26 protein-coding genes are annotated in these 26,210 nt (G+C 45.2%); 3 read left to right on the plus strand and 23 right to left on the minus strand.

From position 1 onward, the window contains the following. Positions 1-28: 28 nt before the first annotated feature. From topA to sigK, 4 genes are all read right to left on the minus strand, one after another. A complete protein-coding gene (gene topA / locus E5329_RS07605) occupies positions 29-2,113 on the minus strand; it encodes a type I DNA topoisomerase (protein ID WP_135988970.1) in 2,085 nt (694 codons plus the stop codon). Between the two features lie 23 nt (positions 2,114-2,136). Further along, positions 2,137-3,306 carry a DNA-processing protein DprA gene (locus tag E5329_RS07610; protein ID WP_135988971.1) on the minus strand — a complete coding sequence of 390 codons (1,170 nt, stop codon included), beginning with the start codon at positions 3,304-3,306 and terminating at the stop codon, positions 2,137-2,139. Next, positions 3,303-4,847 (minus strand): YifB family Mg chelatase-like AAA ATPase, encoded by a 1,545-nt coding sequence (locus E5329_RS07615; protein ID WP_135988972.1) that lies wholly within the window; start codon positions 4,845-4,847, stop codon positions 3,303-3,305. The genes E5329_RS07610 and E5329_RS07615 overlap by 4 nt, the downstream gene beginning before the upstream one ends. Positions 4,848-4,971: 124 nt before the next feature. Continuing rightward, positions 4,972-5,592: an RNA polymerase sporulation sigma factor SigK gene (gene sigK, locus E5329_RS07620; protein WP_135988973.1), complete on the minus strand. Its 621-nt coding sequence runs from the start codon at positions 5,590-5,592 to the stop codon at positions 4,972-4,974. A 182-nt stretch (positions 5,593-5,774) separates the two neighbouring features. On the opposite strand from sigK, the gene E5329_RS07625 reads away from it, so the two are divergent. Beyond that, entirely contained in the window at positions 5,775-5,951 is a 177-nt protein-coding gene (locus E5329_RS07625) for a DUF4250 domain-containing protein (RefSeq protein ID WP_135988974.1), read from the plus strand. On the opposite strand, the gene E5329_RS07630 is transcribed toward E5329_RS07625, so the two are convergent. From E5329_RS07630 to acpP, 13 genes are all read right to left on the minus strand, one after another. Further along, positions 5,939-6,526 (minus strand): DUF5662 family protein, encoded by a 588-nt coding sequence (locus E5329_RS07630; protein ID WP_135988975.1) that lies wholly within the window; start codon positions 6,524-6,526, stop codon positions 5,939-5,941. The genes E5329_RS07625 and E5329_RS07630 overlap by 13 nt on opposite strands. A 23-nt stretch (positions 6,527-6,549) precedes the next feature. After that, the gene (locus E5329_RS07635) at positions 6,550-7,206 is read right to left on the minus strand and encodes a TraX family protein (protein WP_135988976.1); all 657 of its coding nucleotides are present in this window, start codon (positions 7,204-7,206) and stop codon (positions 6,550-6,552) included. Beyond that, positions 7,203-9,185: an alpha-amylase family glycosyl hydrolase gene (locus E5329_RS07640; protein WP_135988977.1), complete on the minus strand. Its 1,983-nt coding sequence runs from the start codon at positions 9,183-9,185 to the stop codon at positions 7,203-7,205. The genes E5329_RS07635 and E5329_RS07640 overlap by 4 nt, the downstream gene beginning before the upstream one ends. A gap of 169 nt (positions 9,186-9,354) precedes the next feature. Further along, positions 9,355-10,452: an NAD(P)H-dependent flavin oxidoreductase gene (locus E5329_RS07645; RefSeq protein ID WP_135988978.1), complete on the minus strand. Its 1,098-nt coding sequence runs from the start codon at positions 10,450-10,452 to the stop codon at positions 9,355-9,357. 73 nt (positions 10,453-10,525) lie between these two features. Beyond that, positions 10,526-12,211 (minus strand): acetyl-CoA carboxylase carboxyltransferase subunit alpha, encoded by a 1,686-nt coding sequence (locus E5329_RS07650; protein ID WP_135988979.1) that lies wholly within the window; start codon positions 12,209-12,211, stop codon positions 10,526-10,528. Further along, complete coding sequence (locus E5329_RS07655) at positions 12,198-13,571, minus strand: acetyl-CoA carboxylase biotin carboxylase subunit (protein WP_135988980.1); 1,374 nt, start codon at positions 13,569-13,571, stop codon at positions 12,198-12,200. Before E5329_RS07655 ends, E5329_RS07650 begins: the two co-directional genes overlap by 14 nt. Positions 13,572-13,666: 95 nt before the next feature. After that, the gene (gene fabZ, locus E5329_RS07660) at positions 13,667-14,095 is read right to left on the minus strand and encodes a 3-hydroxyacyl-ACP dehydratase FabZ (protein ID WP_135988981.1); all 429 of its coding nucleotides are present in this window, start codon (positions 14,093-14,095) and stop codon (positions 13,667-13,669) included. A 72-nt stretch (positions 14,096-14,167) separates the two neighbouring features. Then, positions 14,168-14,635: an acetyl-CoA carboxylase biotin carboxyl carrier protein gene (gene accB / locus E5329_RS07665; RefSeq protein WP_135988982.1), complete on the minus strand. Its 468-nt coding sequence runs from the start codon at positions 14,633-14,635 to the stop codon at positions 14,168-14,170. Between the two features lie 4 nt (positions 14,636-14,639). Then, a complete protein-coding gene (gene fabF, locus E5329_RS07670) occupies positions 14,640-15,881 on the minus strand; it encodes a beta-ketoacyl-ACP synthase II (RefSeq protein ID WP_135988983.1) in 1,242 nt (413 codons plus the stop codon). A 13-nt stretch (positions 15,882-15,894) separates the two neighbouring features. Further along, positions 15,895-16,638, minus strand: a complete 744-nt coding sequence (fabG, locus tag E5329_RS07675) for a 3-oxoacyl-[acyl-carrier-protein] reductase (RefSeq protein ID WP_135988984.1) — start codon at positions 16,636-16,638, stop codon at positions 15,895-15,897. An 18-nt stretch (positions 16,639-16,656) separates the two neighbouring features. Then, entirely contained in the window at positions 16,657-17,589 is a 933-nt protein-coding gene (fabD, locus tag E5329_RS07680) for an ACP S-malonyltransferase (protein WP_135988985.1), read from the minus strand. A gap of 1 nt (position 17,590) precedes the next feature. After that, the gene (fabK, locus tag E5329_RS07685) at positions 17,591-18,526 is read right to left on the minus strand and encodes an enoyl-[acyl-carrier-protein] reductase FabK (RefSeq protein ID WP_135988986.1); all 936 of its coding nucleotides are present in this window, start codon (positions 18,524-18,526) and stop codon (positions 17,591-17,593) included. 3 nt (positions 18,527-18,529) lie between these two features. Further along, on the minus strand, positions 18,530-18,760 hold the full coding sequence (acpP, locus tag E5329_RS07690; RefSeq protein WP_135988987.1) for an acyl carrier protein: 231 nt from the start codon (positions 18,758-18,760) through the stop codon (positions 18,530-18,532). Between the two features lie 212 nt (positions 18,761-18,972). On the opposite strand from acpP, the gene E5329_RS07695 reads away from it, so the two are divergent. Both E5329_RS07695 and E5329_RS07700 read left to right on the plus strand, forming a co-directional pair. Further along, on the plus strand, positions 18,973-20,079 hold the full coding sequence (locus E5329_RS07695; RefSeq protein ID WP_135988988.1) for an HD-GYP domain-containing protein: 1,107 nt from the start codon (positions 18,973-18,975) through the stop codon (positions 20,077-20,079). A 15-nt stretch (positions 20,080-20,094) separates the two neighbouring features. Continuing rightward, entirely contained in the window at positions 20,095-20,436 is a 342-nt protein-coding gene (locus E5329_RS07700) for a DUF1292 domain-containing protein (protein WP_135988989.1), read from the plus strand. 46 nt (positions 20,437-20,482) lie between these two features. Here E5329_RS07700 and E5329_RS07705 read toward each other — a convergent pair whose 3' ends face one another. The 6 genes from E5329_RS07705 to E5329_RS07725 all read right to left on the minus strand — a co-directional run bounded on the left by E5329_RS07705 (position 20,483) and on the right by E5329_RS07725 (position 26,163). After that, positions 20,483-22,342 (minus strand): ATP-dependent helicase, encoded by a 1,860-nt coding sequence (locus E5329_RS07705; protein WP_135988990.1) that lies wholly within the window; start codon positions 22,340-22,342, stop codon positions 20,483-20,485. Between the two features lie 3 nt (positions 22,343-22,345). Next, positions 22,346-23,806: a glutamate--tRNA ligase gene (gene gltX, locus E5329_RS07710; RefSeq protein ID WP_135988991.1), complete on the minus strand. Its 1,461-nt coding sequence runs from the start codon at positions 23,804-23,806 to the stop codon at positions 22,346-22,348. A gap of 37 nt (positions 23,807-23,843) precedes the next feature. Continuing rightward, positions 23,844-24,008: a hypothetical protein gene (locus E5329_RS29660; RefSeq protein ID WP_168356550.1), complete on the minus strand. Its 165-nt coding sequence runs from the start codon at positions 24,006-24,008 to the stop codon at positions 23,844-23,846. A 215-nt stretch (positions 24,009-24,223) separates the two neighbouring features. Next, positions 24,224-24,673, minus strand: a complete 450-nt coding sequence (locus E5329_RS07715) for an Hsp20/alpha crystallin family protein (protein WP_135988992.1) — start codon at positions 24,671-24,673, stop codon at positions 24,224-24,226. Between the two features lie 306 nt (positions 24,674-24,979). Further along, positions 24,980-25,375 carry a tyrosine-type recombinase/integrase gene (locus tag E5329_RS07720; RefSeq protein WP_135988993.1) on the minus strand — a complete coding sequence of 132 codons (396 nt, stop codon included), beginning with the start codon at positions 25,373-25,375 and terminating at the stop codon, positions 24,980-24,982. After that, positions 25,372-26,163 (minus strand): integrase DNA-binding domain-containing protein, encoded by a 792-nt coding sequence (locus tag E5329_RS07725; RefSeq protein WP_135988994.1) that lies wholly within the window; start codon positions 26,161-26,163, stop codon positions 25,372-25,374. Before E5329_RS07725 ends, E5329_RS07720 begins: the two co-directional genes overlap by 4 nt. Positions 26,164-26,210 lie beyond the last annotated feature (47 nt).

The following is a 26,210-nucleotide window of genomic DNA, read 5'->3' on the forward strand; positions in this document are numbered from 1 at the left end:
AGCATCTCATATTTTCTAACTATTTTTATCACTGATTCTGCTCTTCTTTTTGTTTCTCTTTTACAAATCCGCACTGTTTTTCTGCGCAGACCAGCTTATTGCCTTTTTCTACCATGTATCCGCCGCATTCCGGGCATTTCTCACTGGAAGGCTTCTGCCAGCACATAAAATCACATTCCGGATTATCCTCGCAGCCATAATATTTTCTGCCCTTTTTCGTTTTCTTCAGGACGACTTCTTTTCCGCACTGAGGACAGGCCACGCCAATCTTCTCCAAATAGGGCTTGGTGTTGCGGCACTCAGGAAATCCCGGACACGCCAGGAATCTTCCGTGGGGACCGTATTTAATTACCATATTCCGGCCGCACAGATCACAGACCACATCTGTAACCTCGTCTTCTATCTGGATCTTTTCCAGATCTTTTTCGGCAGCCTGCACCGCTTCCTCAAGATCCGGATAGAAATTGCTGATCACAGCTTTCCATTCCACACTCCCCTCTGCCACTTTATCCAACAGAGATTCCATATTGGCAGTAAAACGCTCATCCACAATCGTTGGAAAAGCTTCCAGCATAATGGAATTTACTGCTTCTCCCAGTTCTGTAATGTACAGATTCTTATTCTCTTTCACCACATATCTTCTCCCCAGCAGCGTAGTGATGGTAGGCGCATAGGTGCTGGGTCTTCCAATGCCCTGTTCTTCCAAGGCTTTTACCAGGGACGCTTCGGTAAAATGTGCCGGAGGCTGGGTAAAATGCTGCTTCTCCTCCAGCTCCTTTAACGTAAGCTTTGTATCCTTATCAATAGATTTCAACAGGACGTTATTTTCTCCCTTTTCATCCTCCTCACTGGTATAAACTGACATAAACCCTTCAAAGGCAATTCGGGATGCAGACACATGAAACCGAAAGTCTCCTGCGCCAATCTGTATGGAGGTAGTTTCATATACTGCACTGCTCATACGGCTTGCTGTAAAACGTTTCCAAATCAATTGATACAGACGGAATTGATCTCTGCTTAAGGATTCTTTCATCATAACCGGAGTTCTTGTAATATCCGAAGGACGGATTGCTTCGTGGGCGTCCTGAATCTTGCCGGCCCCTTTGCACTCCTGCCCGCTGTGAGCCACATATTTCTCACCGTAAGAGGTCTGGACATATTCTCTTGCCGCCTGATCCGCCTCTTCAGAAACCCGAACTGAATCGGTTCTCAGATAAGTAATAATACCAACAGTCCCCTGTCCCTTAATATCCACACCTTCATAGAGCTGCTGAGCCAGGCGCATGGTCTTTTGTGTGGAAAAATTCAGCGTCTTTGCCGCTTCCTGCTGCAGCGTACTGGTAGTAAAAGGCAGAGGCGCCTTTCTGGTGCGTTCCCCCTTTTTCACATCCAGCACCTGATACTGTTCCTGCTCCAGCTTCTTTAAAACCTCATCCATTTCTTCCCGGGAACCTATGGTCCGCTTTCCTTTTTCATCTCCATAGAATTTGGCCGTAAGAGCCTTCTTCTCCCCAGGAACAGCAAACTGCGCCTCCAGAGTCCAGTATTCCTCCGGAATAAAGGCATTGATCTCCTCTTCTCTGTCGCAGATAATCCTTAAAGCCACGGACTGCACCCGGCCGGCGCTTAAGCCCCGCTTTACCTTTGCCCAGAGCAGAGGGCTGATCCGGTAACCCACCATCCGGTCCAGCATACGCCTTGCCTGCTGCGCATCCACCAGATTCATATCTATTTCCCTGGCCTGTTTCAAAGAGGTCTTCACTGCATTCTTAGTGATTTCATTAAAGCTAATCCGGTATACATGCTTATCCTCTAATTTCAGCGCTTTAGACAAATGCCAGGAAATGGCCTCCCCCTCCCGGTCAGGGTCCGTTGCCAGATATATTTTTTCCGCTTTCTTTACTTCCTTTCGAAGATTGGCAAGAATGTCCCCTTTTCCCCGGATGGTAATATATTTTGGTTCATAATCATGTTCCACGTCAATTCCAAGCTGGCTTTTGGGTAAATCCCTCACATGTCCGTTGGAAGCCGCCACTTCATAATTCTTCCCAAGAAATTTTTTGATTGTTTTCACCTTTGCCGGTGATTCCACGATTACAAGATACTTTGCCATGTGCCTGCTCCTTTAATTATCCTTTATGCGAAGTCAGAAACTTCCGACCTGATATAATAATTATGATATACTTCCAGTATACATCCTTTCTTCCTCAGAGATTCCAGATTTTCCATAAGCTCTGGGATAGAAAGCATTGTTTCTGTCAAAAGCCTGTCCAAATTCTTTGGACTTAAATCCAGACAACTATACACCAACCTTTCTGATTTTTCAAGTGATAATTTTGTATTTTTCACAGAAGATTTCATAAAATCTGTAAAAAGCTTCATTTCCTTTAAAAAGTCTTCCACTGACAAAAAAATTCCTGCCCCCTGCCGAATCAGCCGATTCGTCCCTTGACTCAGACCGTCTGTAATCCTCCCTGGCACTGCATAAACTTCCTTTCCCTGCTCCAGGGCAAAGTCTGCTGTGATCAGCGCGCCGCTTTTTTCCCTTGCCTCCACCACAATCACCCCATCGGAAAGTCCGCTGATAATCCGGTTCCTCTGGGGAAATAACATAGCCCGCGGCCTGGTGGAAGGGGGATATTCCGATATCACTCCGCCCTGCCTTACCAGTTGTTCATACAGTCTTCTGTGACTTGCCGGATAACAGACGTCAATGCCGCAGCCTAAAACGCCATAGGTCTTCCCTGCTTCCTGAAAACGTCCCAAAGGCTCTGTATTTCTTCGGCCGGCAGCAGCCTCTGTCTTACTGAGAGCCTGCAGCGCTCCCAGATGGCCTGCGCCGTCAATGCCCTGAGCCATTCCGCTGATCACAGAGACGCCGCATTCTGCAAGCCGGAAGCCAATCTGTTCTGCCGTCTTTTGCCCCCAGACAGAACAATTTCTGGCCCCTACCACTGCAATTGCAGGATCGGAGGCTTTGGGAAAGGCCCCTTTGAAATACAGACCATAGGGAGGATTGTAAATATTTTTCAGACCTTTGGGATATTCTTTCTCCCAATAGCTGATCAGCCCGATTCCATTCTGAATACAGAATTCCATATTTTCTTCCAATTCCGATTCCGGCGTTTTCTGCCCCAGAGCCAAAGCCTCTTTTTCTTTCTCGGTTAATCCAAGCTGCGCCTGCAGTTCTTCCGGTTTCATACGGTAAAGTTCTTCGGCTTCCTGATGCAGGGAACGCATTCGGACTTTTTTCCTGCCGGAAAGAATGGGAAGGGCAGAAAGCCAATACTCGTACTTATTCTTCATTCCATCACCCACAGCTTTCTGTCAATCCCCCGGTATATCAGGCTTTCCACGACATGCTCCCGGCAAATCTGCTCGGAATGGCCCAGATCCGCTATGGTGCGCGCTATGCGTATGGTACGATAATAGCCCCGGGCGCTCATTTCCAGCCGTTCAAAGGATTCCTGAAGCATCTTCCCCGCCTCCGGTTCCATAGGGCAGAATTCTTCGATACAGGACACTGGTATCTGACTGTTATAGGAAACGCCGCTGTCCCCAAAACGTTTTCTCTGAATCCCTTGCGCCTGCTGTACCCGCTTTCGTATCACACTGGAAGCTTCCTCCGGTTCTTTGGAAATAACCTCCGCCAATGGCAGTCGTTTCACTTCCACCGTAAGATCCATCCGATCCAAAAACGGCCGGCTGAGCTTGTTCAAATGACGTTCAATCACAGACGCAGAACAGGTGCAGCGGGTTCTGTCAGGATAATAGCCGCAGCTGCAGGGATTCATTGCGCCAATCAGCATCACATCTGCCGGATAGCGATAGACGCCTGCGCTCCTTACCAAACGGATGACTTTCTCTTCCAAAGGCTGGCGCAACACCTCCAGCGCCTCCTTTTTGAACTCTGTCAATTCATCCAGAAATAATACTCCTTTGTGGGCCAGGCTTAATTCCCCAGGCTTGGGCACTGCTCCGCCGCCGGCAAGCCCTGCGGCGCTTACCGTGTGATGAGGGCTGCGAAAAGGTCTTGTCCTGAAATTTTTTTCCCGCTGTTCAAACTGGCCGCTGACACTGTAGATCTTGGCAAGTTCCAAAGCTTCTTCTTCCGTCATGGGCGGCAGAATCGTTGCGACAGCCTGGGCTGTCATGGTCTTTCCTGCTCCCGGCGCTCCTACCATCAACATATTGTGCCGGCCTGCCGCCGCAATTTCACAGGCTCGTTTTAATACCTTCTGTCCATGGATTCCTGCAAAGTCAAATTCTGGGCAGGAAAACTCCTGCCTTGTTTCTTCTATAATATTACTTGTCTGAAATTTCTCCGGCGACCTGTGGAAGGTTTCTACCATAGCAATCACCTGATTCAGATTATCCGCCGGCAGAATTGTAATTCCCTTTACAATTCCGGCCTCATTTACATTTTCCCTGGGAACGCAGACGGTATGCTTTCCTTCTTCCTTGGCTGCCAGAACCATGGGGAGAATGCCGCCGGCAGCGCGGATTTCCCCATTGAGACTGATTTCCCCGGCAAACAGAATGCCCTCCAGATGATCTTGAGGAACCCTGCCGTGAGCAGATAACACTGCAAGAGCGATAGGCAAGTCAAATCCTGTTCCTGTTTTGCGGATATCCGCTGGGTAGAGATTTACAGTAACTTTCCTTGGCGCCAGCCGGATACCGCTGTTGCGGATGGCAGCCTTCACTCTCTCTTTTGCCTCTTTTACCTCAGAGGACAATACGCCCACCATTTCAAATGCGGGCATCCCATCACACACATCTGCTTCCACCTGAATCAGAACGCTTTGAATTCCGCAGACGATGGCTGTTGATACAATACTGTACAAAATACCTCCCTTTGTGCTGGTTGGGAATGCGGGCAGATACGCCCTTTGAAAAAAGATAAATCTATCATAACACGTTTCTTTTTATTCTGCAACAACCAGATCAGGATTTCCTATAAAGTTTTCTTTACTCAAAACATAATTTTAATTTTTCCAGGGCACGTTTCTCAATCCGGCTGACATAGGAACGGGAGATTCCCAGTTTATCCGCTATTTCCCGCTGTGTTACCGGTTTGCGGTTGTACAGTCCGTACCGCCATTCGATAATTTCCCGCTCACGGCCGCTTAGCACTTTCGGAATCATTTCATACACTTTTCTTGTATTTCCTTTCAGCTCTATAATTTCAAAAATGTCCCGGTCCATACTTTCCACCACATCCAGCAAATTAATCTGATTTCCTTCTTTGTCCGTTCCGATGGGCTCATACAAAGACACCTCCCGGGACGTTTTTTTCTTTCCCCTGAAATACATCAGCAATTCATTGTCAATACAGCGGGCAGCATAGGTGGCAAGCCGGTTTCCCCGCTCATAGTTAAAGGTGGATATCGCCTTAATCAGCCCGATGGTTCCAATGGAAATCAAATCTTCCATATCCTCTTCCCCGTTCTGATATTTTCTGGAAATATGCGCTACCAGTCTTAAGTTTCGTTCGATCAGGGTATTTTTAGCTTCAAGGCTGCCCTCTTTCATTTTTTCCAAATAATATTTTTCTTCCTCGGCGTTCAGCGGCATTAAAAATGTTTTCAAAAAAAGCACCTCTAAGCTGATTTATTACATTCTATGAAAAATCAGCCTTTGAAGTGCCTTTCCAACCGGAAAATACTTTGGGGACAGCCGCAGTTTTGGAAAATTCTCTTGTCAGCATACCCAAAAAGAGCTATACTGTCAGTGATTTCATGATTGATAGTTCAGTTGGAGGTGATTGTAACATGAATATGCCCAAAGACCCGGTGATTCTGCTTAGCTTCGTCAATACACGGCTGAGAAACCAGTATCCTTCTCTGGAAGAACTCTGCAAAAGCCTGGATGTTTCTTCCGAAGAATTGACTGCTTCTCTGGCCGCTATCGACTGCTATTATCAGCCGGAAAAGAATCAGTTTTTATGAGTGCAACAAAGCGCGGAAGCGCTTCCAGGGCGCTTCCCGTAATCTTTTTTCTTCAGCACTACTTTTTTAATATAGCGGAACGTATAGTCTTCTCCATGTTCCGCCAGCATATGCAGCAGCCTTTCCAGCAGAATTCTGGTGTCCGGATGGAGCATATGATATGCTTTTCCGTTTTCATAATACTCCAACGGACTGCTGTCTGTATAGTTCTCTTTCTGGTAATTCTTGGATGCGGACATTCGGTCAATAAACATTTCCACCACATATTTGATCGGCATTTTCATGCCTGTCATTCCCTTTTTTTCTCCCACGCCATAATCAATCCAGTATTCCATATGGTGCTTGTTTCTTCCCTTGTGATGCAGCCATGCGGAGGAATACCCTTTCTCCTTCCGCTCCATATTATTGGGGCTCAAATTTCCCTGGAAATATCTGCAGCCTACCAAAAACTCCGTAGGCGTATATTTGGATAAATCATGCAGCAGCCCCTGCTTATACAACCCTGCCCTGAAACAACCTTTCATTACAAGCATCTTATGATGGTTTATGGTTTTGAAATGTTCCCACGCCTTCATTGACTCACGCTCCTGTCCAATAATTAATACATGATTTTACATATGAAATAAATTGCCAGCAAATGCAGCGGATAAAATGCATAAAAAAGATACTTCATAGACGGTCCCCGCTTCCCGTTATACAGCAGCATGGGAATTACTGCAAACCCCGCATATGCCTGTATGCCGCCCTGATACATCAAGAAATTGGCCGCCGCAAAGGCAGCCTGTTTTCCTAAGGTATACTGATATAAAAGATAAAATATTAAAATAAAGACTACTCCAGCCGCTCCATAATCCGTGTTCAGAAATTCCGCTAACAACATAACTATTACAAAAATTAAAAATGAACTTAATTTATCTCTGTTTTTCTGATACTGTTCTACCACTACTAATCCCAGAAACAGCGTAAAAAATACATTCTGATGGCGAAAGTTCATTCCGGAAGAAAAGGCCAGGTCAAAAGGAATCTCGGACATCAGGGCAAACAGCAGCAGACGCATCTCATATTTGCGGATATTCCTGGTGTGGACGGCCCCTTCTGCCAGAAGAAAACAATAGATAGGAAATGCAATCCTGCCAATCATCCGAAGCTGGATATATTGGGGAAATAACACTGCTCCGGTATGATCTGCCAGCATGGACAGCATAGCAATCCACTTCAGCGCAAACCCGCTGAGACCAAATTTCTGTTCTGTCATTTCTTCTCCCCTTTCGCTGCAGCAGCTGTGCTCTCTGATTTTTTTCGTCTCTTTCTTGTTTTTTCTTCCGAAAACGCTTCGCCTCTTAACAGGCAGACAGAACGTTCTTCTGCCTGGAATTCCCGTATCTCTCCCAGTTCCTCCTGTTCTTCCAATACGGCAGGCTCTAATGCCGTATTAAGCAGTAATTTCCATTTCATTCCCCCAGGAAGGGCGAATTTCTGGGGAACTGTCTGGAAATTCCATGCCACATACAGGTTTTCTTTCCTTCCGGCGTAAGCGCCGAAATAAAACATGCCGAGAAATCCCCTGTTCATGCCAAAGTCCATTTTCCACGCTCCGTCACTGTGATAGGAAAGATCCGGACACCCTTTATTGCCATAATCCTGCATCTGAAATGGATGGGAACTGCGCAGCATAGGGTAAGCGCTTCTGAGCGTGGAAAGCTTCTCCACATAAGAAATAAGCTGTCGGCTGGCTGTCGTCCGTTTCCAGTCTTTCCAGCCAGTCTCATTATCCTGACAGTAAGCGTTGTTATTCCCCCTCTGGCTGTTGCCGCACTCATCTCCCATCCATATCATAGGAATCCCCTGTGCCAGAAATACCACTGCCAGAGCATTCTTCACCTGGCGCCGGCGCAATTCATTCACCTGACGCTTTCGGCTGATTCCCTCCTGGCCGCAGTTTGCGCTGCAGTTCCAGTTATTCCCGTCCCTGTTTCCCTCTCTGTTCAGTTCGTTATGCTTATGTTCATAAGAAAATACGTCCCAAAGGGTAAATCCATTGTTTTCTGCAATAAAATTCACATATCCCTGATGTTCCTGCTGCCTGCGCATCTGGCAGGCAAACTCATAAATGCTGCCGCTCTGTCGGTTCAGAACCTTGCGCACTTCATACAGAAATTCTTCATTATAAGAAAACAGCCTGGGGCCGAACCGCTGACTATCCTTTGCAAATTCCTCCTGAAAGCCGTCAAAAAACAGCTTACAGCCGCTGAGCCTGCTGTCCTGGGCCAACAACTCCGCCACCGAGGGACATCCTAACAGCCGAAATCCATCCACGTGATATTCCCTGTTCCAATAACGCAAAACATCAACAATTAAATGTGGATTTATTTTTTTAGGGAAATAAAACTCCAAAATACATTCCATTTGCTTCTCATGCATTTTCTGAATCAGGCGTTTTAGGTTATCTGGATTATTCCCTTTTCCAAGGTAGGAAGCCTTGGGTGCAAAGTAGCTTCCCACTGTATACCCCCAGCAATTAATCACATCCTTCGGCTGAGTCTGTTCTTTGCTTTCGTCCAGCAGCAGTATTTCTTCAAATTCATATACTGGCATAAACAAAAGCGTTGTAATTCCAAGCCCCTTCAAATAATCCAGCTTCCGTTCCACTGCCTCCACCGTTCCCCGCCGGGGGCTGTTTCCCGGCATGCCCATAGAAAACCCGCGGACATGGAGCTTGTAAATTACCATGTCTTCCTTTTTAACTCCCTCATATACCTTATCTTTCCATTTAAATTCTGAAAAATAAAATGAACTTTTAACTTTTCCAGCACAATTTTCTTCTTTCTGCCTCTTCTCTGCCAGAATACCTTTCCCCTGAAGCTGCTCCATTCTCCGCTTCTCTTTTTGCGGAACAAACGGTTCATTCTTTTGTTCTCTCGGTCTGCGGGCCGCATCCCCCCAGACCTCCCGCCCAGTGATTCTGCGGGCATAAATATCAGTTACCTCTTCCCCGTTTATTTCAAAATTGTAGTCATAATTCTTCCAGTCTAATCCCTGAATTCCAACTGTGTACACAGTATCACAATTTCCCTGGGTTTTCATAGGAATCTTCAGAGCCGGACTGTTATCTTTGGGATATAGCAGCAGATAGCAGATAGAATTTCTCGCCGCCTGTCTGGAAAATGAAATGATGTCCTTCTTCTTAGTTACGCCTGCTTTTTCCTGATTTCCGGAACAGATTTGAAAATTCATATATGCCTCCCTTGATGTCTCTTCCTCTTTCTGTAACGTCCTGTCTCTTTCCTGTTCTATTTGAAATCTTCCTCATCGGAACAGGTTTTCGAACAATTTTTATGCTTCTTTTTTCATTATAGCAACTTCTGGGGAATTTGGAAAGATATTTTTCCAGGAGTTTTATTTTTTACAAATATTCTGCGAATTCTTTCATGATTTCTGACACATGCTCCATTTTTTCTGCCCGCCATGCGTTGGAGCCGCAGAATATCAGACCATGCTCTATATTACCTTTGACTGCATTGATTAATGCATCTGTGATACAGTAAGGAATTTCTTTCGGATTGCATTTTTCTAGACATTGATGGCATTTCCAGCTATTTTTTCCACCGAAATGCTCCTCATTTTCTAAAAGAACTGATTGACTGCTTTGTTCCGTTTCCCGAATAAACTGATTACGAATTGCCCTTCCCGGCATACCTACCGGACTTTTTACAATCTGAATATCCTCTTTTCCTGCTTTCAGATATGCTTCCTTATAGGATTCGCTGGCGTCGCATTCCCAGGTAGTCACAAAACGGGTGGCCGCCTGTACCCCGTCTGCCCCTAATTCCAGCATATGCTTCATATCTTTCCCATCATAAATTCCCCCGGCCACAACCACAGGGATATGGTATTGATATTTTTCGCTGTACTGATTTACCAGTTCTATGATGCGTTTGATTTCTGTTTCATAGTCTTCTTCCTGCATATTTTTTAATTCATCCAGAGAAAAGCCAAGATGCCCTCCTGCTTTCGGCCCTTCAATGACTACAAGATCTGGACAGCGCCCATATTTCCGATCCCACAGCCTGCAAATGACTGACGCCGATTTCAGAGAGGATACAATGGGCGCTATCTTTGTCTTAGCATTCCCTGTTAAAGCAGGAAGATTGGTAGGCAGACCTGCCCCGGAGATGATCAGATCTGCTCCGGCTTCTGCAGCAGCACGGACATACTCTCCATACCGCCTGGTTGCCACCATAATATTTACTCCTATTATCCCGCCTTCTGCAATTTCTTTTGCGCGGCTGATCTGGGTTTTGATTGCTTTTAAATTCGTCTCAATGGGAAACTGGTCAAACTCCGGCTCCTGATAGCCGATCTGGGCCGTGGAAATAATTCCTATTCCGCCGCATTTTGCCACATTTCCAGCAAGCCCAGACAAACTGACTCCAACGCCCATACCTCCCTGTATCACAGGAATTTCCGCTTTTAAATCTCTGATTTCCAATGGTCTGCGCATGATATCTTCCTTCCTGTTCCGTTATTGCCTGCTTCTTTGTATATTCCGAAGTCTTTCACTCCGCTGGGGCATTCTACATATTCCGAAATCTTTCATACCTCTGTTCTGTCAGCTTTTGTCCATCCATGGGAAGATATCTGTGGAGAAATCTGCGTATCTCCTCCTGCATGGTTTCTGCAATCCGCTCTACATTCTGGGAATTTGCCGGCTGAGGCTCCGGAATTACCTTTTCAATGATCCCCAGTTCTTTCAAATCTTCTGCTGTCACGCGCATCTGTTCTGCCGCCTCTGGCGCCCTGGACGCGTCTTTCCACATAATGGAAGCAAATCCTTCCGGGGATAAAATAGTATAAGTGGCGTTTTCCATCATCCACACTTCATTTCCGACTGCAAGGGCAAGCGCTCCGCCGCTGCCGCCTTCGCCGATCACAATGCTGAGTACGGGAACTGTCAGGTCTGACATTTCAAAAAGATTCCTTGCAATCGCTTCTCCCTGTCCCCGCGCTTCCGCTTCCATGCCGCAAAACGCTCCCGGCGTATCCACAAAACAAATAATGGGACGGCGGAATTTTTCTGCCTGCTTCATCAGCCGCAACGCCTTCCGATAGCCTTCCGGTGAGGGCATTCCGAAATTTCTGGTAATGTTTTCTTTGGTGGTTTTCCCTTTCTGCTGCCCAATCACAGTCACCGGACAGCCGTCCAGATATCCGATTCCGCCTACAACGGCTCCGTCATCTGCAAAATGCCGATCGCCGTGAAGCTCTGTAAAATCTGTAAATATTTCCTGGATATATTCCAACGCCCCTGGTCTGTCCTGGGCTCTGGCGCGCTGTACTCTTTCCCAGGCGGATGCCCGCTCCGTCCCCTTGGAATTTCCAGCTTCTCTGGCATGCTTCCTGCGGTTTGGAATCAGCGCCTCTTTTGCTTCCACCTGCCTGTGCATCACAATGAATTTTACCAGGGTTTCTTTCAGGTCTTCCCGTTCCACAATATTGTCAATCAACCCATGCTCCAGCAGAAATTCCGCCCGCTGAAAGCCCTCCGGCAATTTCTGGCGAATGGTCTGTTCAATCACCCTGGGGCCTGCAAATCCCACCAATGCCCCTGGTTCTGCCAGAATAATATCTCCCAGCATAGCAAAACTGGCTGTGACGCCTCCGGTGGTAGGATCGGTCAGAACGGAAATATAGAGAAGCCCTGCCTCAGAATGACGCTTCAATGCGGCGGAAGTTTTTGCCATCTGCATCAGGGAAACCATTCCCTCCTGCATTCTCGCACCGCCGGAACAGGTAAAAATAATGACTGGAAGCTGTTCTTTGGTGGCCTGTTCCACAGCCCTGGTAATTTTTTCTCCTACTACATAACCCATGCTTCCCATCAAAAACCTTCCGTCACAGACGCAGACTACCGCTGGCTCTCCGTGAATGGCGCACCGGCCGCAGGTAACTGCCTCGTCAATCCGTAAGCGCTCCTTTAAGGACGCCGTTTTCTCCTGATAATCCGGATAATTCAGGGGATCCCTGTTTTCAATCCCTTCGTCCCATTTTTCATAAGTGCCTTTATCCGCTACCATCCGCAGACGTTTCTTTGTGCTGACACGGAAATATTTTCCGCATTTATAACAAATATAATGATTCTGCCTGACATCTTCCTTGTAGAGAAGCTCCCCGCAGCCTTCGCATTTGATCCATAGTCCTTCCGGTACGGTGGGTTCTTTTCCTGATGTAAACACAGAACCTGTTTTCTTAAACTTCAGCATCTATTTCCCTACTTTCCTCTGATTCATAATATTCCGGAATAAAATTCGTATTGACATTTCCTGACAAAAATACCGGATGATTCAGCATATCATACTGGAAATCCAGATTGGTGGTAATTCCATCCACTACCACTTCCCCCAGTGCGCTGCGCATTTTCCGAATGGCGTCCTCTCTGTCCTCTCCATGTACAATCACCTTCGCCACCATGGAGTCATAAAAAGGCGGAATGGCATATCCATTATACAAAGCAGACTCAATCCGCACGCCGTTGCCTCCAGGAAAATGCAAATCCTTCACGGTTCCCGGACAGGGCATGAAATTTCTTTCAGGATCTTCTGCATTAATTCTGCATTCAATGGCATGACCCTTCAATACAATCTCTTCCTGGCGCATATGCAGCGGCTCTCCTGCCGCAATCCGAATCTGTTCCTTTACCAGGTCAATCCCTGTTACCATCTCAGTGACCGGATGCTCCACCTGAATTCTGGTATTCATTTCCATAAAATAAAAATTTTTGTGCTTATCCAGCAAAAACTCTATCGTTCCTGCATTTTCGTAGCAGGCTGCTTTCGCTGCCAGAGCCGCTGTTTCACCCATTTTCTGCCGCAGCTCTTCTGTCATTACTGCACAGGGAGATTCTTCTAACATTTTCTGATGACGTCTCTGAATGGAGCAGTCACGCTCTCCTAGCCAGAGTACCTTTCCAAATTTATCTGCAAGAATCTGAATCTCAATGTGCCTGGGCTCTTCGATATATTTTTCAATATACATGGTATTGTCCCCGAAGGCATTGATAGATTCCTGCTGTGCCAGCCGAAAATGGTTTTCAAATTCTGAAATGTCTGCAGCAACGCGCATTCCCTTTCCGCCGCCTCCGGAGGAGGCTTTTATCATTACCGGAAATCCAATTTCTTTTGCGATTTCCAATCCCTGTTCCCACTCATAGATCGGCTCTTTCGTTCCTGGAATCACCGGAATCCCCGCTTCCATCATAGTGAGCCTTGCCTGTGATTTATTTCCCATCTTACCGATAATCTCACCGGAAGGCCCGATAAATGCAATGCCGCAGCTTTCACACATATTTGCAAAATGCTCATTTTCCGATAAAAATCCAAATCCCGGATGGATTGCCTGGGCTTTGGTGGCAATGGCTGCACTTAAGACTCTCTCCATATTCAAATAGCTGTCTGCTACCGGAGCCTTCCCAATACAGACTGCTTCGTCTGCCAGCTGTGTGTGCAGTGATTCCCGATCTGCCTCTGAATATACTGCCACCGACAGGATTCCCATTTCCCTGCATGCCCGAATAATCCGAACTGCAATCTCTCCCCGGTTGGCAATCAATATTTTCTGAAACATATAAAATGCTCCTTTAACTTTTATTAATTATGTAAGCCTTTTTCTTCTGCTCCACGCTCTCTTTTCGCTAATGAAAATTCTGGCTAAACACAGCACTAATTCACGGCAAAGGTAAGCTCTGCAGTTACGGCAACTTTTCCATTTACCATAGCTTTTGCGCTTCCCACGCCTACCGGCCCTTTTTGTTTTACAATTTCCAGTTCCAACGTCAGCACATCCCCCGGAACCACCTTCTGCTTGAACCTGGCATTGTTGATCGCTCCAAAATAAGCAGTCTTTCCTTTGAAATCCGGCTGGCTTAATATGGCAACCGCCCCGGTCTGGGCCAGCGCTTCTACAATCAGCACGCCCGGCATCACTGGTTCTCCCGGAAAATGGCCTGCAAAAAACGGTTCATTATAGGTTACGCATTTTTTCCCTACCGCCCGCTTTCCCGGCTCCAGCTCTTCTATAGTGTCGATCAGCAAAAAAGGCTGACGATGGGGAATGATTTCCATAATCTCTCTGGTTCCCATCAGTGACATAACAGTCCCTCCTGACAATATAATACAATTCTAATTTAATTATTTACTAATTACCGTCTATCCAGCGCTTATTTATCCAATTATAAACAGCGGTTGGCCGTACTCAATGACATCTTCATTGGATACCAGAATCTGCTTCACAATACCGTCGTAATCACTTTCAATTTCATTCATCAGCTTCATAGCTTCCACAATTCCAAGCACCTGGCCCTTAGATACAGGATCGCCCACCTTTACAAAAGGCTCCGATTCCGGATCCGGCGCACTGTAAAAGGTTCCCACCAACGGAGATTTCACAACATTTCCCTCTGCCTGCCCGCTTTCATTGCCGCCTGAAATTCCTGACGCACCTGCTGTTTCTGCTGCTGTAAGAACCGGAAGTCCGCTTCCCGTGGTCTCTGCCACATTATTTATCGTGACCAGCTTCTGCTTCTTATCCTTTTTCATGGAAATGGACACTCCGTTTTCTTCATAGGAAAAGCGGGTCAGCTCTGATTCGGAAACTGCCTGAATTAATTTCACAAGATTATCAAATTCCATATCATTACTCCTGTTCTTCAAACTTTTTCAAAAGAAGGCTGGCATTATGTCCTCCAAAGCCCAGAGAATTTGTTAAAGCATAATTAAATTTCTTCTCTATTCCATTGCCTTTCATATAATTCAGATCTAATTCTTCCTCTGATTCCTGCAAGCCCACAGTTGCATGGATATAGTCATGCTGCATCTGCAGAATACATGCAATTACCTCCACTGCTCCGGCTGCTCCCAACAAATGGCCAATCATGGATTTGGTAGAATTGATCTTCATGTGATATGCATGTTCTTTGAAGGCCAGCTTAATGGCTCTTGTCTCAAACAGATCATTGTGGTGAGTACTGGTCCCATGGGCATTAATATATTCTATCTCTTCTGGTGATACCCCTGCATCCCTTATGGCGTTTTTCATTGCCATAGCAGCTCCCATGCCGTCCTCTGCCGGAGAAGTAATGTGATAAGCATCGCTGGTAGCTCCGTATCCTGCAATTTCCGCCAGAATATGAGCGCCACGCTTTTGGGCATGCTCTAATTCTTCCAATACTACCACACCTGCTCCTTCTCCCATTACAAATCCGCTGCGGTCTTTATCAAAGGGTATAGAACATCTGCTGCAATCATTACTGGAAGATAATGCGGTTAACGCGGTAAATCCGCCGATTCCAATAGGGGTAATGGAACTTTCTGTTCCTCCTGCCACCATTACGTCTGCATCCCCTGTCTGAATAGTGCGGAAGGCTTCTCCGATGGAGTGAGTGCCGGTGGCGCAGGCAGTTACCACGTTCAGACTTTTTCCCTTTAACCCAAACTGGATGGAAACATTTCCTGCCGCCATATTGGTTATCATCAACGGCACCAGCAGAGGATTAATCCTGCCCGGTCCCCGTTCCAGCATTTTCTTGTGCTCCCGCTCTAATGCCTGTAAGCTTCCAACGCCGGAACCAATGGCACAGCCCACCCGATAAGGATCCTCCTGTTCCATCTGAATACCAGACTGCTCCAGAGCTTCTTTTGCGGCTGCAACTGCATACTGGCAGAACAATTCCATACGTTTGGCGGATTTCACATCCATATAATTTTTTCCTTCAAATCCTTTGACGCTTGCCGCTACCTTCACTTTGAAATCCGATGTATCAAACTGGGTAATTTCACTGAATCCTGTTTTCCCTTCTTTCAGCCCTTCCCAAAATTCTTCTATATTTAATCCAATGGGCGTAATGGCGCCCATGCCGGTAACTACAACTCTCTTCATTCTGTCTCCTTCCTTACATGCCCATGCCGCCGTCTACCTGCAATACCTGGCCTGTAATATAAGATGCTTCCTCAGAAACTAAAAAGCACACTGCATTTGCCACTTCTTCCGCCTTGCCGAAACGTCCGAAAGGAATCTGGGCTTTGCCGGCCTCCACAGCCGACTCCGGCAGTTTCTCCGTCATTTCTGTCTCAATAAATCCGGGAGCCACTGCATTGACGCGTATTTCTCTGGAAGCAAGCTCTCTGGCCAAAGATTTTGTAAACCCAATCACGCCTGCTTTGGAAGCCGCATAATTGGTCTGGCCTGGATTACCCAGAATACCGGAAATGGAAGAAATATTTACAATACATCCCGATTTCTGCTTTAACATCTGTCTTGCCGCATGTTTGGAGGTGTGAAACACCCCCTTTAAATTGGTGTCGAGCACTGCGTCAAATTCTTCTTCCTTCATCTTAAGAATCAGGTTATCTCTGGTAATTCCTGCATTATTTACCAAAATGTCCAGCCGCTTCTGCTCTGACACAATCTTCTTCATCATGGCTTCCACCGCTTCCGGATCTGACACACTGCATCCAAAACTTACAGCCTTGCCGCCTTTTTTAATAATTTCAGATACTACCTGCTCTGCCGATTCCCTGGAACCATTATAATTTACAATCACCATGGCTCCCTCTTCCCCCAGCTTCAACGCTATGGCTCTGCCGATTCCCCGGGAAGCTCCGGTAACAAGAGCTGTTTTTCCTTCTAATCTCATTATGAATTCCCAGCCTTCCTATTTTACATCTACTTTCAGGATTTCCAGAAGTTTTTCCATATCTTCCACAGTTTCTACATGGTAACTGTCAAGCTGCGGCGCAATTTTTTTCAGAAAACCGGACAGCGTTTTTTTAGGTCCGATTTCAATAAATGTGTCCACTCCTTCTGCCGCCATCAGCTCCACACTCTGCTGCCAGCGCACGGAAGAGGAAATCTGCTGCTCTAACAACCCTTTCACATCTTCTTTGTCCAGCACATATTCTGCTGTTACATTAGAAATATAAGGCGTGGTAAGTTCTCCGATTGACACATGTTCCAGTTCATCTGCCAGTTTCTTCCCGGCTTCTTCAAGCATTCTGGAATGGAATGGACCGCTGACGTTCAAAGGCATACACCGTTTTGCACCGGCTTCTTTCATCTTTTCCGCCGCTTTATTTACCGCCTTTTCCTCTCCGCTGATAACAATCTGCCCTGGACAGTTATAATTCGCCACTGAAACTATCCCTTCCGTCTCTTCACAGATTGTTTCCACTGTATTTGCGTCAAGGCCCATTACCGCCGTCATCGCTCCGCCGGTAGGAACCGCTTCCTGCATAAACTTGCCGCGTTTCACCACAAGCTCTAATGCATCCCGCATGCTTAAACCGCCGGAGGCTGTCAATGCGGCATATTCTCCTAAACTTAAACCTGCATTTACGGAAGAAGTCACTCCTTTTTCTTCCAGCACTCTTAAAATAGCAAGTTCTACCGTCAGCATTGCAATCTGTGTGTATTTTGTAATATGAAGATTGTCATTTTCCCGGAAAATCAACTCCTCCATTGCCATTCCGGATACTTTTCCCGCAATGGCAAACACTTCTTTTGCCCTGTCAAAATTCTCATAAAAATCTCTTCCCATTCCTGTGTACTGTGCACCCTGGCCTGGAAAGATAAATGCAATTTTTCTCATTTTACACTCCTTGCATCAAAGCTTTCGCTTCCTTCACTATCTCTTCTACAATTTCCTGACAAGTCTGCTCTTTATGAATCATTCCTGCAATCTGGCCTGCCATAACGGTTCCGTGCTTCACATCCCCCTCCATCACTGCATTCCGCAGGGAGCCTACGGTTAATAGCTCCAGTTCTTCAAAGGGAACGCCTTCCTGCTCTTTTTGTATGTATTCTTTTGTCATCTGATTGCGGAGCTGGCGGATGGGATGGCCGTGGCTTCTCCCCGTTACCGCAGAATCAATATCTTTCGCCTTGATAATCCGTTCCTTATAATTGGGATGGCAGATGGATTCTTTCGCCACCACAAATCTGGTCCCAAGCTGCACTGCCTCTGCGCCAAGCATAAAAGCGGCTGCCATTCCTCTCCCGTCGCCAATTCCGCCGGCGGCAATCACCGGCACCTTCACTGCATCCACAACCTGAGGCACCAATGTCATAGTGGTGGCTGCGCCGATATGCCCTCCGGATTCTGTGCCTTCTGCAATGACTGCATCTGCACCGCCACGTTCCATCATTCTTGCCAGAGCCACACTTGCCACTACCGGAATTACTTTTGCTCCGGCTGCTTTCCACATTTCCATATATTTTCCAGGATTTCCGGCGCCGGTGGTAATAACAGGCACCTTCTCTTCCACAAGCACCTGGGCCACTTCATCGGCATAAGGGCTTAAAAGCATCACATTTACGCCAATAGGCTTATCCGTCAGCTCCCGCGCCTTACGGATTTCATTCCTTACCCAGTCTGCCGGGGCATTGGCCGCTCCGATAATTCCCAATCCACCGGCGGCAGACACTGCCGCTGCCAGATGATGTTCTGCCACCCAGGCCATTCCTCCCTGAATAACAGGAACCTCTATCTGTAACAGATCTGTAATTCTTGTTTTAAACTGCTGCATCTCTTATTCCACACCTTTTTCCTTCAAATACTCTACTACATCCCCAACTGTTGCCAGCTTCTCTAAGTCCTCTGAGGGGATTTCCACGGAATATTCATCCTCTAAAGCCATAACCAGTTCAAATAAATCTAAAGAATCTGCTCCCAGGTCATCTTTAAAAGAAGTTTCCAATGTAATTCCATCTGCTTCTGTGCTCAACTGCTCTGCAATAATTTCTTTCATTCTTTCAAACATTTCTATAATCTCCTTTTAATCTTCAAATATTTTGACACTCAAAGTATATCACAAAAAAATCCTTTGTCAATCAAAAAATACGATTTTTTTCCATATGATAGTAGAAATTTTTCCTTGCATATGATATGCTATTCATAATAAGATTTATGAATTATATGACAGAGCTCTTCAAACGGGAATCTGCTGCTGTCACAACAAAGGGGGAAACCATAATGATCAAAACAGCTACAAAAGATTTGTCCGCAGGAATGGTGACTGCCGAACCCGTGTACAGTAAGACAGGGCAGCTTCTCTTCCCTGCAAATACCATACTGACTTCTCAGCAAATTACTTATCTTGAATTCTATGGCGTTGAGTTTATTTCCATTATTCCGGAAAAGGATATCAATGACACTTCTTTGGATACTGCATCGCCTGCCTCGGAAGCAAATCGTGAAACTTATGCCCAGAAAGTAAAGAAAAGCCGTAAATTCCACGAATTTAAAGTAGACTTTAACAAGAAAACAAATATGCTGAAGGATTGTTATAAGCAGTTAATCGATAAGAAAGAACCGTTAGATCCCGATGCGCTTCTGGATCAGGTCAGCAGCCTGTATTCCAACCACCTTACATCCCTTTCTGTATTTGATATGCTGCATAACATGCGCCAGATTGACGACACTACCTATGCTCACAGCATCAATGTAGCCATCATCTCCCGTATGATGGGAGAATGGCTGGACATATCCGGAGAAGAACTAGAGACTCTGACTCTGGCAGGACTGCTTCATGACATTGGAAAGTGCATGATTGATCCAAAAGTGCTCAATAAATCGGGGCCTTTGACAGAAGAAGAGTCTAAACATGTCCAAGAACATCCGACTCTGGGACTTCAGATTCTTACCGATAGTCAAAGCGCTGTTGATGAACGGATACGTTCTGCCGTTTTGATGCACCATGAACGCTGTGACGGTTCCGGCTATCCTTCTGGGCTGAAAGGAAATGAAATCTCAGATTTTGCCAAAATCATTGCGATTGCTGACGTATATGACGCTATGACCAGCAACCGCTGCCACCGGAAGGGTCTTTGCCCCTTTGACGTGATTGCCACCTTTGAACGAAAAGGATTTGAGCGGTACGAAACGAAATATCTGCTGCCATTCCTCTACCATATTATTGATACTTACATCGGCAATTCAGTTCTGTTAAACGACGGTTCTTCTGGAAAGGTTATAATGATTAACCGGCAATTTCTTTCCCGTCCCGTGGTCAGCACTGCCGCCGTTACCTATCTGGATTTGTCCAAGCATCCGGAACTCTATATTCAGGCTATTATATAGGAAAGGAGCCGCCCCATGAGCAATAAGCCAAATACCCACTCAGAACATGACGTATTAGAAGAGGATGATTCTGACATCCGCGTTACGCTATCTATGGATGATAATTCCGAAGTGGAATGCCGGATTCTGACTATTTTTGAAATGGAGGATCAGGATTACATTGCACTGCTTCCTTTGGACGAAGAGGGCGATGACAATGAAGAGGGCGAGGTCTTTATCTACCGCTATTTCGAAGATGATGACGGCAACCCCTCATTGGAAAATATTGAAGAAGAAAAGGAATTTCAGGCAGTTTCAGCGTGCTTTGATGATTTGCTGGAAGAAGCAGAATGGGATGCCCTGCTGGAAGATGATTAGCACTGCAGCACCCACAAGAATGATTTTTCCCAGGCGCAGGCAGCGGTTATTCCGCTGCCTGCGCCTGCATTTCTTCCACAAACCTGGAAACATCCACTTCTCTTCCATTGTACTTCTTTACACTGTGGATATACAAATTTTCTTTTGCCCTGGTAACGCCTACATAAAACATTCTGCGTTCCTCCTGTAAATCTGCATCCAGAACAGCTTTTTTGTAGGGCATCAGTTCTTCATTTACGTCGATGATATGCACTCTTTTATATTCCAGCCCTTTTGCACTATGGAGGGTGGCAAGGGAAACGCATTCAGAAAGCATCTCCTGCTGTTTTTTCTGCCGTTGTAATTCTTTTGTATATTCTTCCATATGGGCAAACCATTCTTCATAGGTACAGAATTCTTTGGCTCCGTCCTGCAGTTCTTCCAGCACCTCCAGCAGATTGTCTTCACTAATCCTCCGATATTGGGCGTAAGTTTTCAAAAATTCCTCATAACCAATTCCCATACGGATATAATTGATGGCTGCAAAAGGACCTGTTCTGCTTAACACCCGCAAATCACCTTCTAACTGCTCAATCCGCTCCGCTACCCAATGCTGTTTTTTATCATAAAAGTATTCTGCCCAGACATCAAGGGCAATGGTATCTTCTTCCAGGCTCTCTCTGGTAATATAGCGGTTGGGCCGGTTCATAATCTGCAGAAAATCTTTCCTTGCCCGGCTTCCCTGAGCCAGCCGTATGTAAGTTAAAATATCCCGGGTAATCCAGTGCTCATAGAGATTAGGAATATTATCTCTGGTGCGAAAAGGAATATTATACGCCATGAGCTGGGACATAAACAGCCGGGGCTGAGTGTTGGTTCGAAACAGCACTGCGCAGTCATTATAGCTGTCCCCTTCCCTGCAATCCTTTAAAATCTGTTCAATAATTGCTTTTCCTTCTTCCTTCTGGTTCTCCCAGAGGAAATACTTTACGCCCTGCCTGTTATCCTGACCAGCCTGGCATATCCCCGGCTGTATCTTTTTATCAAACCGTTCTGCATTGTGAGAAATCAGCCGCAGGGAGGATTCCACTACAGCAGGACAGGAGCGGTAATTAATATCCAATAATACCCTCCCTGCCTTGGGATATGCTTCTTCAAATCCCAGCATCAATTCTGGTTTTGCTCCCCGGAACCGGTAAATGGACTGATCATCATCTCCCACCACAAAGAGATTGTTTTCCGGCAGCGCCAGCATTTTTACAATATCAAACTGCAGGCGGTTGATATCCTGAAATTCATCAATCAGGATATACTGATATTTTCTCTGCCATGCGGACAGAATATCCTTTCTTTGGTCGAACAGTTCATAACAGTATACCAGCATATCGTCAAAATCAATCAGGCGGCTCTGTTTCATCCTGCTGTCATAATTCCGATAAATCTGTTCAAAAATCTCTTTGCCGCAATTTTTGGAATAATAATGTTCCAGAGAAATTCCTGTGTTTTTCATCAAAGAAATTTCACCCAGCAAATCTCCGGCAAATTCATTTTCATCCTGGTATTCCAGATGCATCTTTTGAATAATTTCTTTCATAAACTGGAATCTCTGCTCTTCCCGGATAATATTTCCTCCGTGGAACCCATAGGCATGTTTCAGAATATGAAAAAAGACGGCATGAAAGGTACCGAAGGTCACTGGATAATTCTTTCCGCCCATCAGACGAAAAAAACGCTCCTTCATCTCTGATGCAGCCGCTTTGGTAAATGTAATCACAAGAATATGGGATGGATCTATCCCCTGACTGGCAATCAACTGTTTCGTTCGCTCTGTGATAACGGAGGTCTTGCCAGACCCCGGGCCTGCCAGTACCAGCATAGGCCCGTTGATATGTCTGACCGCTTCCGCCTGAGATCTGTTTAAACTCATAAATTATAATTCCTTCTCCAGTTTTACAATGGCTGCCTTAAGCCTTGCCACAGATTCTTCCCTTCCAAGAACTTCCATCAGCTCTGTAGCTCCCCCAGGCGTCATCTGCTTGCCGGATACCGCAGTGCGCACCGGCCACATGGCATAGCCGTTCTTGCATCCTTTGTCCTTTACATAATTGCAGAGCGTCTCATATAATGCATCATTGGAATAGTCCTCCTGCGCTTCAAAAATGGGCAGAAGTTCCCGCAGTACCTCAAGGGAAGATTCTGGCGTGGTCTTCATTTTCTTATGGGCATACATAGACACATCATATTCCGGCACGGCTTCAAAGAAATCCACATGCTCTGCAATATCCGGAAAAATTTCAATTCTGGTCTTTACCATAGCTGCAATCTTTTTCAGGTCATACTCCTTCTTCACAGCCTCTTTCAAATAGGGTTCTGCCAACTCATAGAACCGGTCGAAATCCATGGCTTTTAAATATTCCCCATTCATCCATTTTAATTTTACCATGTCAAAGACGGCAGGAGATTTACTGATTCTGTGATAATCAAATTCCTGAATCAATTCTTCTAAAGAGAAAATTTCCCGGTTCTCCTCCGGACTCCACCCCAAAAGCGCAATAAAGTTCACAACTGCTTCGGTCACAAACCCCTGCTCCAGCAAATCTTCAAAGGATGCATGTCCGCTCCGCTTGGAAAGTTTCTTATGGTTTTCATCGGTGATCAGGGGCAGATGGATATATACCGGCGATTCCCAGCCAAAGGCATCATAAAGACGCTGATATTTAGGGGAAGAAGAAAGATATTCATTTCCTCTCACTACATGGGTAATGTTCATCGTATGGTCGTCCACCACATTTGCGAAATTGTAAGTAGGATATCCGTCGGATTTAATCAGGATCATATCATCCAGCTCTGCATTTTCCACCGTAATGTCTCCGTACAATTCATCATGGAACGTGGTGGTTCCTTCTTTTGGAATATTCTGCCGGATCACAAAGGGCTTTCCGGCAGCCAGATTTGCTTTCACCTCTTCCTCTGACAAAGACAGACAGTGTTTGTCATACATCATAATTTCCTTGCCTTCTACAATCTCTGTCTTTAAAGATTCCAGACGTTCTCTGTCACAGAAACAGTAATATGCCTCTCCTTTTTCTACTAATTCCAGGGCATATTTCATGTAGATTCCTGTCTGCATCCGCTCACTCTGCACATAAGGGCCGAATCCTCCGTCCTTGTCAGGGCCTTCGTCATGCTTTAACCCGGCCTTATCCAACGTACGGTAAATAATGTCTGTGGCTCCTTCCACAAAACGCTCCTGATCGGTATCTTCAATCCGAAGCATAAAATCTCCGCCTTCATGTTTTGCAATTAAAAATTCATACAATGCGGAGCGCAGGTTGCCCACATGCATTTTCCCTGTGGGGCTTGGCGCGTATCTTGTTCTGATTTTACTCATCTATCTTCTCCTTTACCGGGAATCTCCCATTGCATTTTTATATTTCAACGTTAAAAAAGTCCAACATATATGTTATCTCCGACAAGCTGATGGCTGCATCGTGAATGGCGCCTAAATCTTTTTTCTGAAAGCCATCCTCTAATTTCCGTCTGGAAACTTCAAACATTTCCTTCAAGTCTTCTTCTTTGATATCCATATCCATGATCGAGTTCTCCTTTCTTCTGCCTGCTGTACAGGACTTTTCGCTACATTTTCCTATTATACAACTATTTTCCCATAATAAAAAGAGTTTCCTGCAAGAAAAATGAAAAAGATTGCCGCATAAGTTAGCGTAACAAGGGTTTCCCATCAAATAAGAAAAGCCCTGGCTCTTCCTCTTGAGACAGAACCAGGACTTCCTATATGCAAATAGAATATTTATTTAATTGTTATATACTTTCTGTCCTCCACGGCCGGAATCTCTTTCTTGGGAACGATAAGTTTCAGAATGCCGTTTTCAAAGCTGGCGTGAATATCCTCCTGCCTTACTTCTTTCCCTACAAAAAAGCTTCTCTGACAGCTTCCCATGTAACGTTCCCGGCGTACAAACTTTCCTTTTTCATCTTTCTCTTCCTTATTGATATTGCGTTCTGCAGAAATCGTCAAATATCCGTCCTTCAAATCTGCTTTTAAATCTTTCTTCTCGTATCCCGGCAATTCCACTTCCAACTGATATTTGTCTCCCAAATCCTGAATATCGGTAGACATATAGGAAGCGCTGTTCATGCTGCCGAAGGGTGAGCGAAAAGCGTCCCGGAACATATTGTCAAAAGAATCATTAAAAAAATCATTGCTGAGACTGGTATTGAAAATACTTGGTACTAACATAGGTCCTTCCTCCTTACAAATGCTTCTATGATTATTATTTGTTATTTTGATAGCTTTATGCCAAAACAAAAGGAGTATTTCAAGTTTGCTTTTGTTTTGTTCTAACCGTACTATAACGCCTATTATTAGCAATGTCAAGAGGTGAGTGCTAAAATTGTGTGAAAATTTTATGAAGTAACGATTTTATGCGGTTTCCGGCTGTTCATGCTTATATATTTTATCTGATTTACATACCATTTACACATTTTTTTTGCTTTTTACACATAGAGAACCGCCATCCAATCATTGACGGCGGTTCTCTAGCTATTAAAAATTGATTACATTATCAATTCTCTGCACTTCCTTTTCGGTTCTCTCAAAGCTACTGTGATTATATACATTCATCGTGATACTTGCGTCAGAATGCCCCATGACGTTCTGCAATGCCTTTATATCCATTCCTGCGGATGCAAGCAAGGTACACCCGGTATGCCTTAAAATATGCGCTGACAGGTGCGGTATAGTTTCCTCTGGATGTGCTTTATTATACGCCTTTTCCATATTCAGAAGAAAACTATTGATCGCATTTATCGCAAATGGCTGTCCGTTGCCACTGACAAATACAAAATTGCTATATCCATCCACTTCTGCATCACTCCGTCTACCTAATTTCAGATTCTGCTTTCTTAGCTCCACAAATGCCCTGTGAACCGCTTCCGTCATGGGTATGGTTCTTTTCCCAGCATCCGTTTTAGGCTCACTGACATGGAACTTGCAACCGTCACCAAAATTTTGTAGATCAGTTGGTGATTCACGCTAATTGTACGGTTTTTCATGTCTATATCGCCCCATGTAAGACCGGTAAGTTCTCCACACCGCAGACAAGTACCGATGGCGATTGTAAGGAATGGAATATGGATAGAATATGTACCGTTGTTGATACAAAAATCCATCAACCTTTTTATTTCATCTTCCGACAACGGTATCTTCTCCCCGGCATCCTGCTTGATATTCTCCATTGCTCCCTTTGCCGGATTCTTCCTTATAAAATCAGAATCAACCGCCAATTCAAAGGATGAAAAAATCAAATTGTGAATCAGTTTAATTGTGTTCCGTTTCAATCCTGCCTTAACGCAATCGGCATAAAAAGCCTTGACATGTACTTGCTTTATATCGGAAATCTTTTTCTTTCCAATAGCAGATGCTTCCACAGTGTTGTGCCACATTCTGTTATAATTCTCTCTTGTGGTCGCTCTCAAATCATTTTTCAATTCCATATGCATCTTAAAAAGCTGATTCAGAGTAATCTTACCGCTTGTTGTGTCGATTCCATCTAAAATATCCTTTTGTAATTCCTGTTCTTTTTCTCGCAATTCCGGCAATGTTTTAGCATATACATAATGTCTTTTTTTAACTGCATCCAACCATGTATAATGATATGTTCCATCCGCTCTTTGATGCTCACCTTTTTGTAAAACTCGCCCTTTACTATCTTTTCTCTTTTCTGCCATATAACACAACCTCCATTCTTTCAGATAATGTGAATGAGGGAAAACAA

It is taken from the genome of Petralouisia muris, from assembly GCF_004793545.1.
GTDB classification, from domain to species: domain Bacteria; phylum Bacillota; class Clostridia; order Lachnospirales; family Lachnospiraceae; genus Petralouisia; species Petralouisia muris.

Excerpts from the sequence above, each read along its gene's own strand:
- accB (WP_135988982.1), bottom strand. The coding sequence starts at position 14,635 with ATGGAATTTGATAATCTTGTGAAATTAATTCAGGCAGTTTCCGAATCA.
- E5329_RS07650 (WP_135988979.1), bottom strand. The coding sequence starts at position 12,211 with ATGCTGAAGTTTAAGAAAACAGGTTCTGTGTTTACATCAGGAAAAGAA.
- E5329_RS07630 (WP_135988975.1), bottom strand. The coding sequence starts at position 6,526 with ATGAAGGCGTGGGAACATTTCAAAACCATAAACCATCATAAGATGCTT.
- gltX (WP_135988991.1), bottom strand. The coding sequence starts at position 23,806 with ATGAGTAAAATCAGAACAAGATACGCGCCAAGCCCCACAGGGAAAATG.
- E5329_RS07655 (WP_135988980.1), bottom strand. The coding sequence starts at position 13,571 with ATGTTTCAGAAAATATTGATTGCCAACCGGGGAGAGATTGCAGTTCGG.
- E5329_RS07725 (WP_135988994.1), bottom strand. The coding sequence starts at position 26,163 with ATGGCAGAAAAGAGAAAAGATAGTAAAGGGCGAGTTTTACAAAAAGGT.
- fabG (WP_135988984.1), bottom strand. The coding sequence starts at position 16,638 with ATGAGATTAGAAGGAAAAACAGCTCTTGTTACCGGAGCTTCCCGGGGA.
- E5329_RS07625 (WP_135988974.1), top strand. The coding sequence starts at position 5,775 with ATGAATATGCCCAAAGACCCGGTGATTCTGCTTAGCTTCGTCAATACA.
- E5329_RS07610 (WP_135988971.1), bottom strand. The coding sequence starts at position 3,306 with ATGAAGAATAAGTACGAGTATTGGCTTTCTGCCCTTCCCATTCTTTCC.
- E5329_RS07640 (WP_135988977.1), bottom strand. The coding sequence starts at position 9,185 with ATGAATTTTCAAATCTGTTCCGGAAATCAGGAAAAAGCAGGCGTAACT.
- E5329_RS07695 (WP_135988988.1), top strand. The coding sequence starts at position 18,973 with ATGATCAAAACAGCTACAAAAGATTTGTCCGCAGGAATGGTGACTGCC.
- fabK (WP_135988986.1), bottom strand. The coding sequence starts at position 18,526 with ATGCAGCAGTTTAAAACAAGAATTACAGATCTGTTACAGATAGAGGTT.
- fabD (WP_135988985.1), bottom strand. The coding sequence starts at position 17,589 with ATGAGAAAAATTGCATTTATCTTTCCAGGCCAGGGTGCACAGTACACA.
- acpP (WP_135988987.1), bottom strand. The coding sequence starts at position 18,760 with ATGTTTGAAAGAATGAAAGAAATTATTGCAGAGCAGTTGAGCACAGAA.
- fabF (WP_135988983.1), bottom strand. The coding sequence starts at position 15,881 with ATGAAGAGAGTTGTAGTTACCGGCATGGGCGCCATTACGCCCATTGGA.
- fabZ (WP_135988981.1), bottom strand. The coding sequence starts at position 14,095 with ATGTCACTGATGGGAACCAGAGAGATTATGGAAATCATTCCCCATCGT.
- E5329_RS07720 (WP_135988993.1), bottom strand. The coding sequence starts at position 25,375 with ATGACGGAAGCGGTTCACAGGGCATTTGTGGAGCTAAGAAAGCAGAAT.
- E5329_RS07715 (WP_135988992.1), bottom strand. The coding sequence starts at position 24,673 with ATGTTAGTACCAAGTATTTTCAATACCAGTCTCAGCAATGATTTTTTT.
- E5329_RS07705 (WP_135988990.1), bottom strand. The coding sequence starts at position 22,342 with ATGAGTTTAAACAGATCTCAGGCGGAAGCGGTCAGACATATCAACGGG.
- E5329_RS07700 (WP_135988989.1), top strand. The coding sequence starts at position 20,095 with ATGAGCAATAAGCCAAATACCCACTCAGAACATGACGTATTAGAAGAG.
- E5329_RS29660 (WP_168356550.1), bottom strand. The coding sequence starts at position 24,008 with ATGGATATGGATATCAAAGAAGAAGACTTGAAGGAAATGTTTGAAGTT.
- E5329_RS07645 (WP_135988978.1), bottom strand. The coding sequence starts at position 10,452 with ATGCGCAGACCATTGGAAATCAGAGATTTAAAAGCGGAAATTCCTGTG.
- E5329_RS07635 (WP_135988976.1), bottom strand. The coding sequence starts at position 7,206 with ATGACAGAACAGAAATTTGGTCTCAGCGGGTTTGCGCTGAAGTGGATT.
- topA (WP_135988970.1), bottom strand. The coding sequence starts at position 2,113 with ATGGCAAAGTATCTTGTAATCGTGGAATCACCGGCAAAGGTGAAAACA.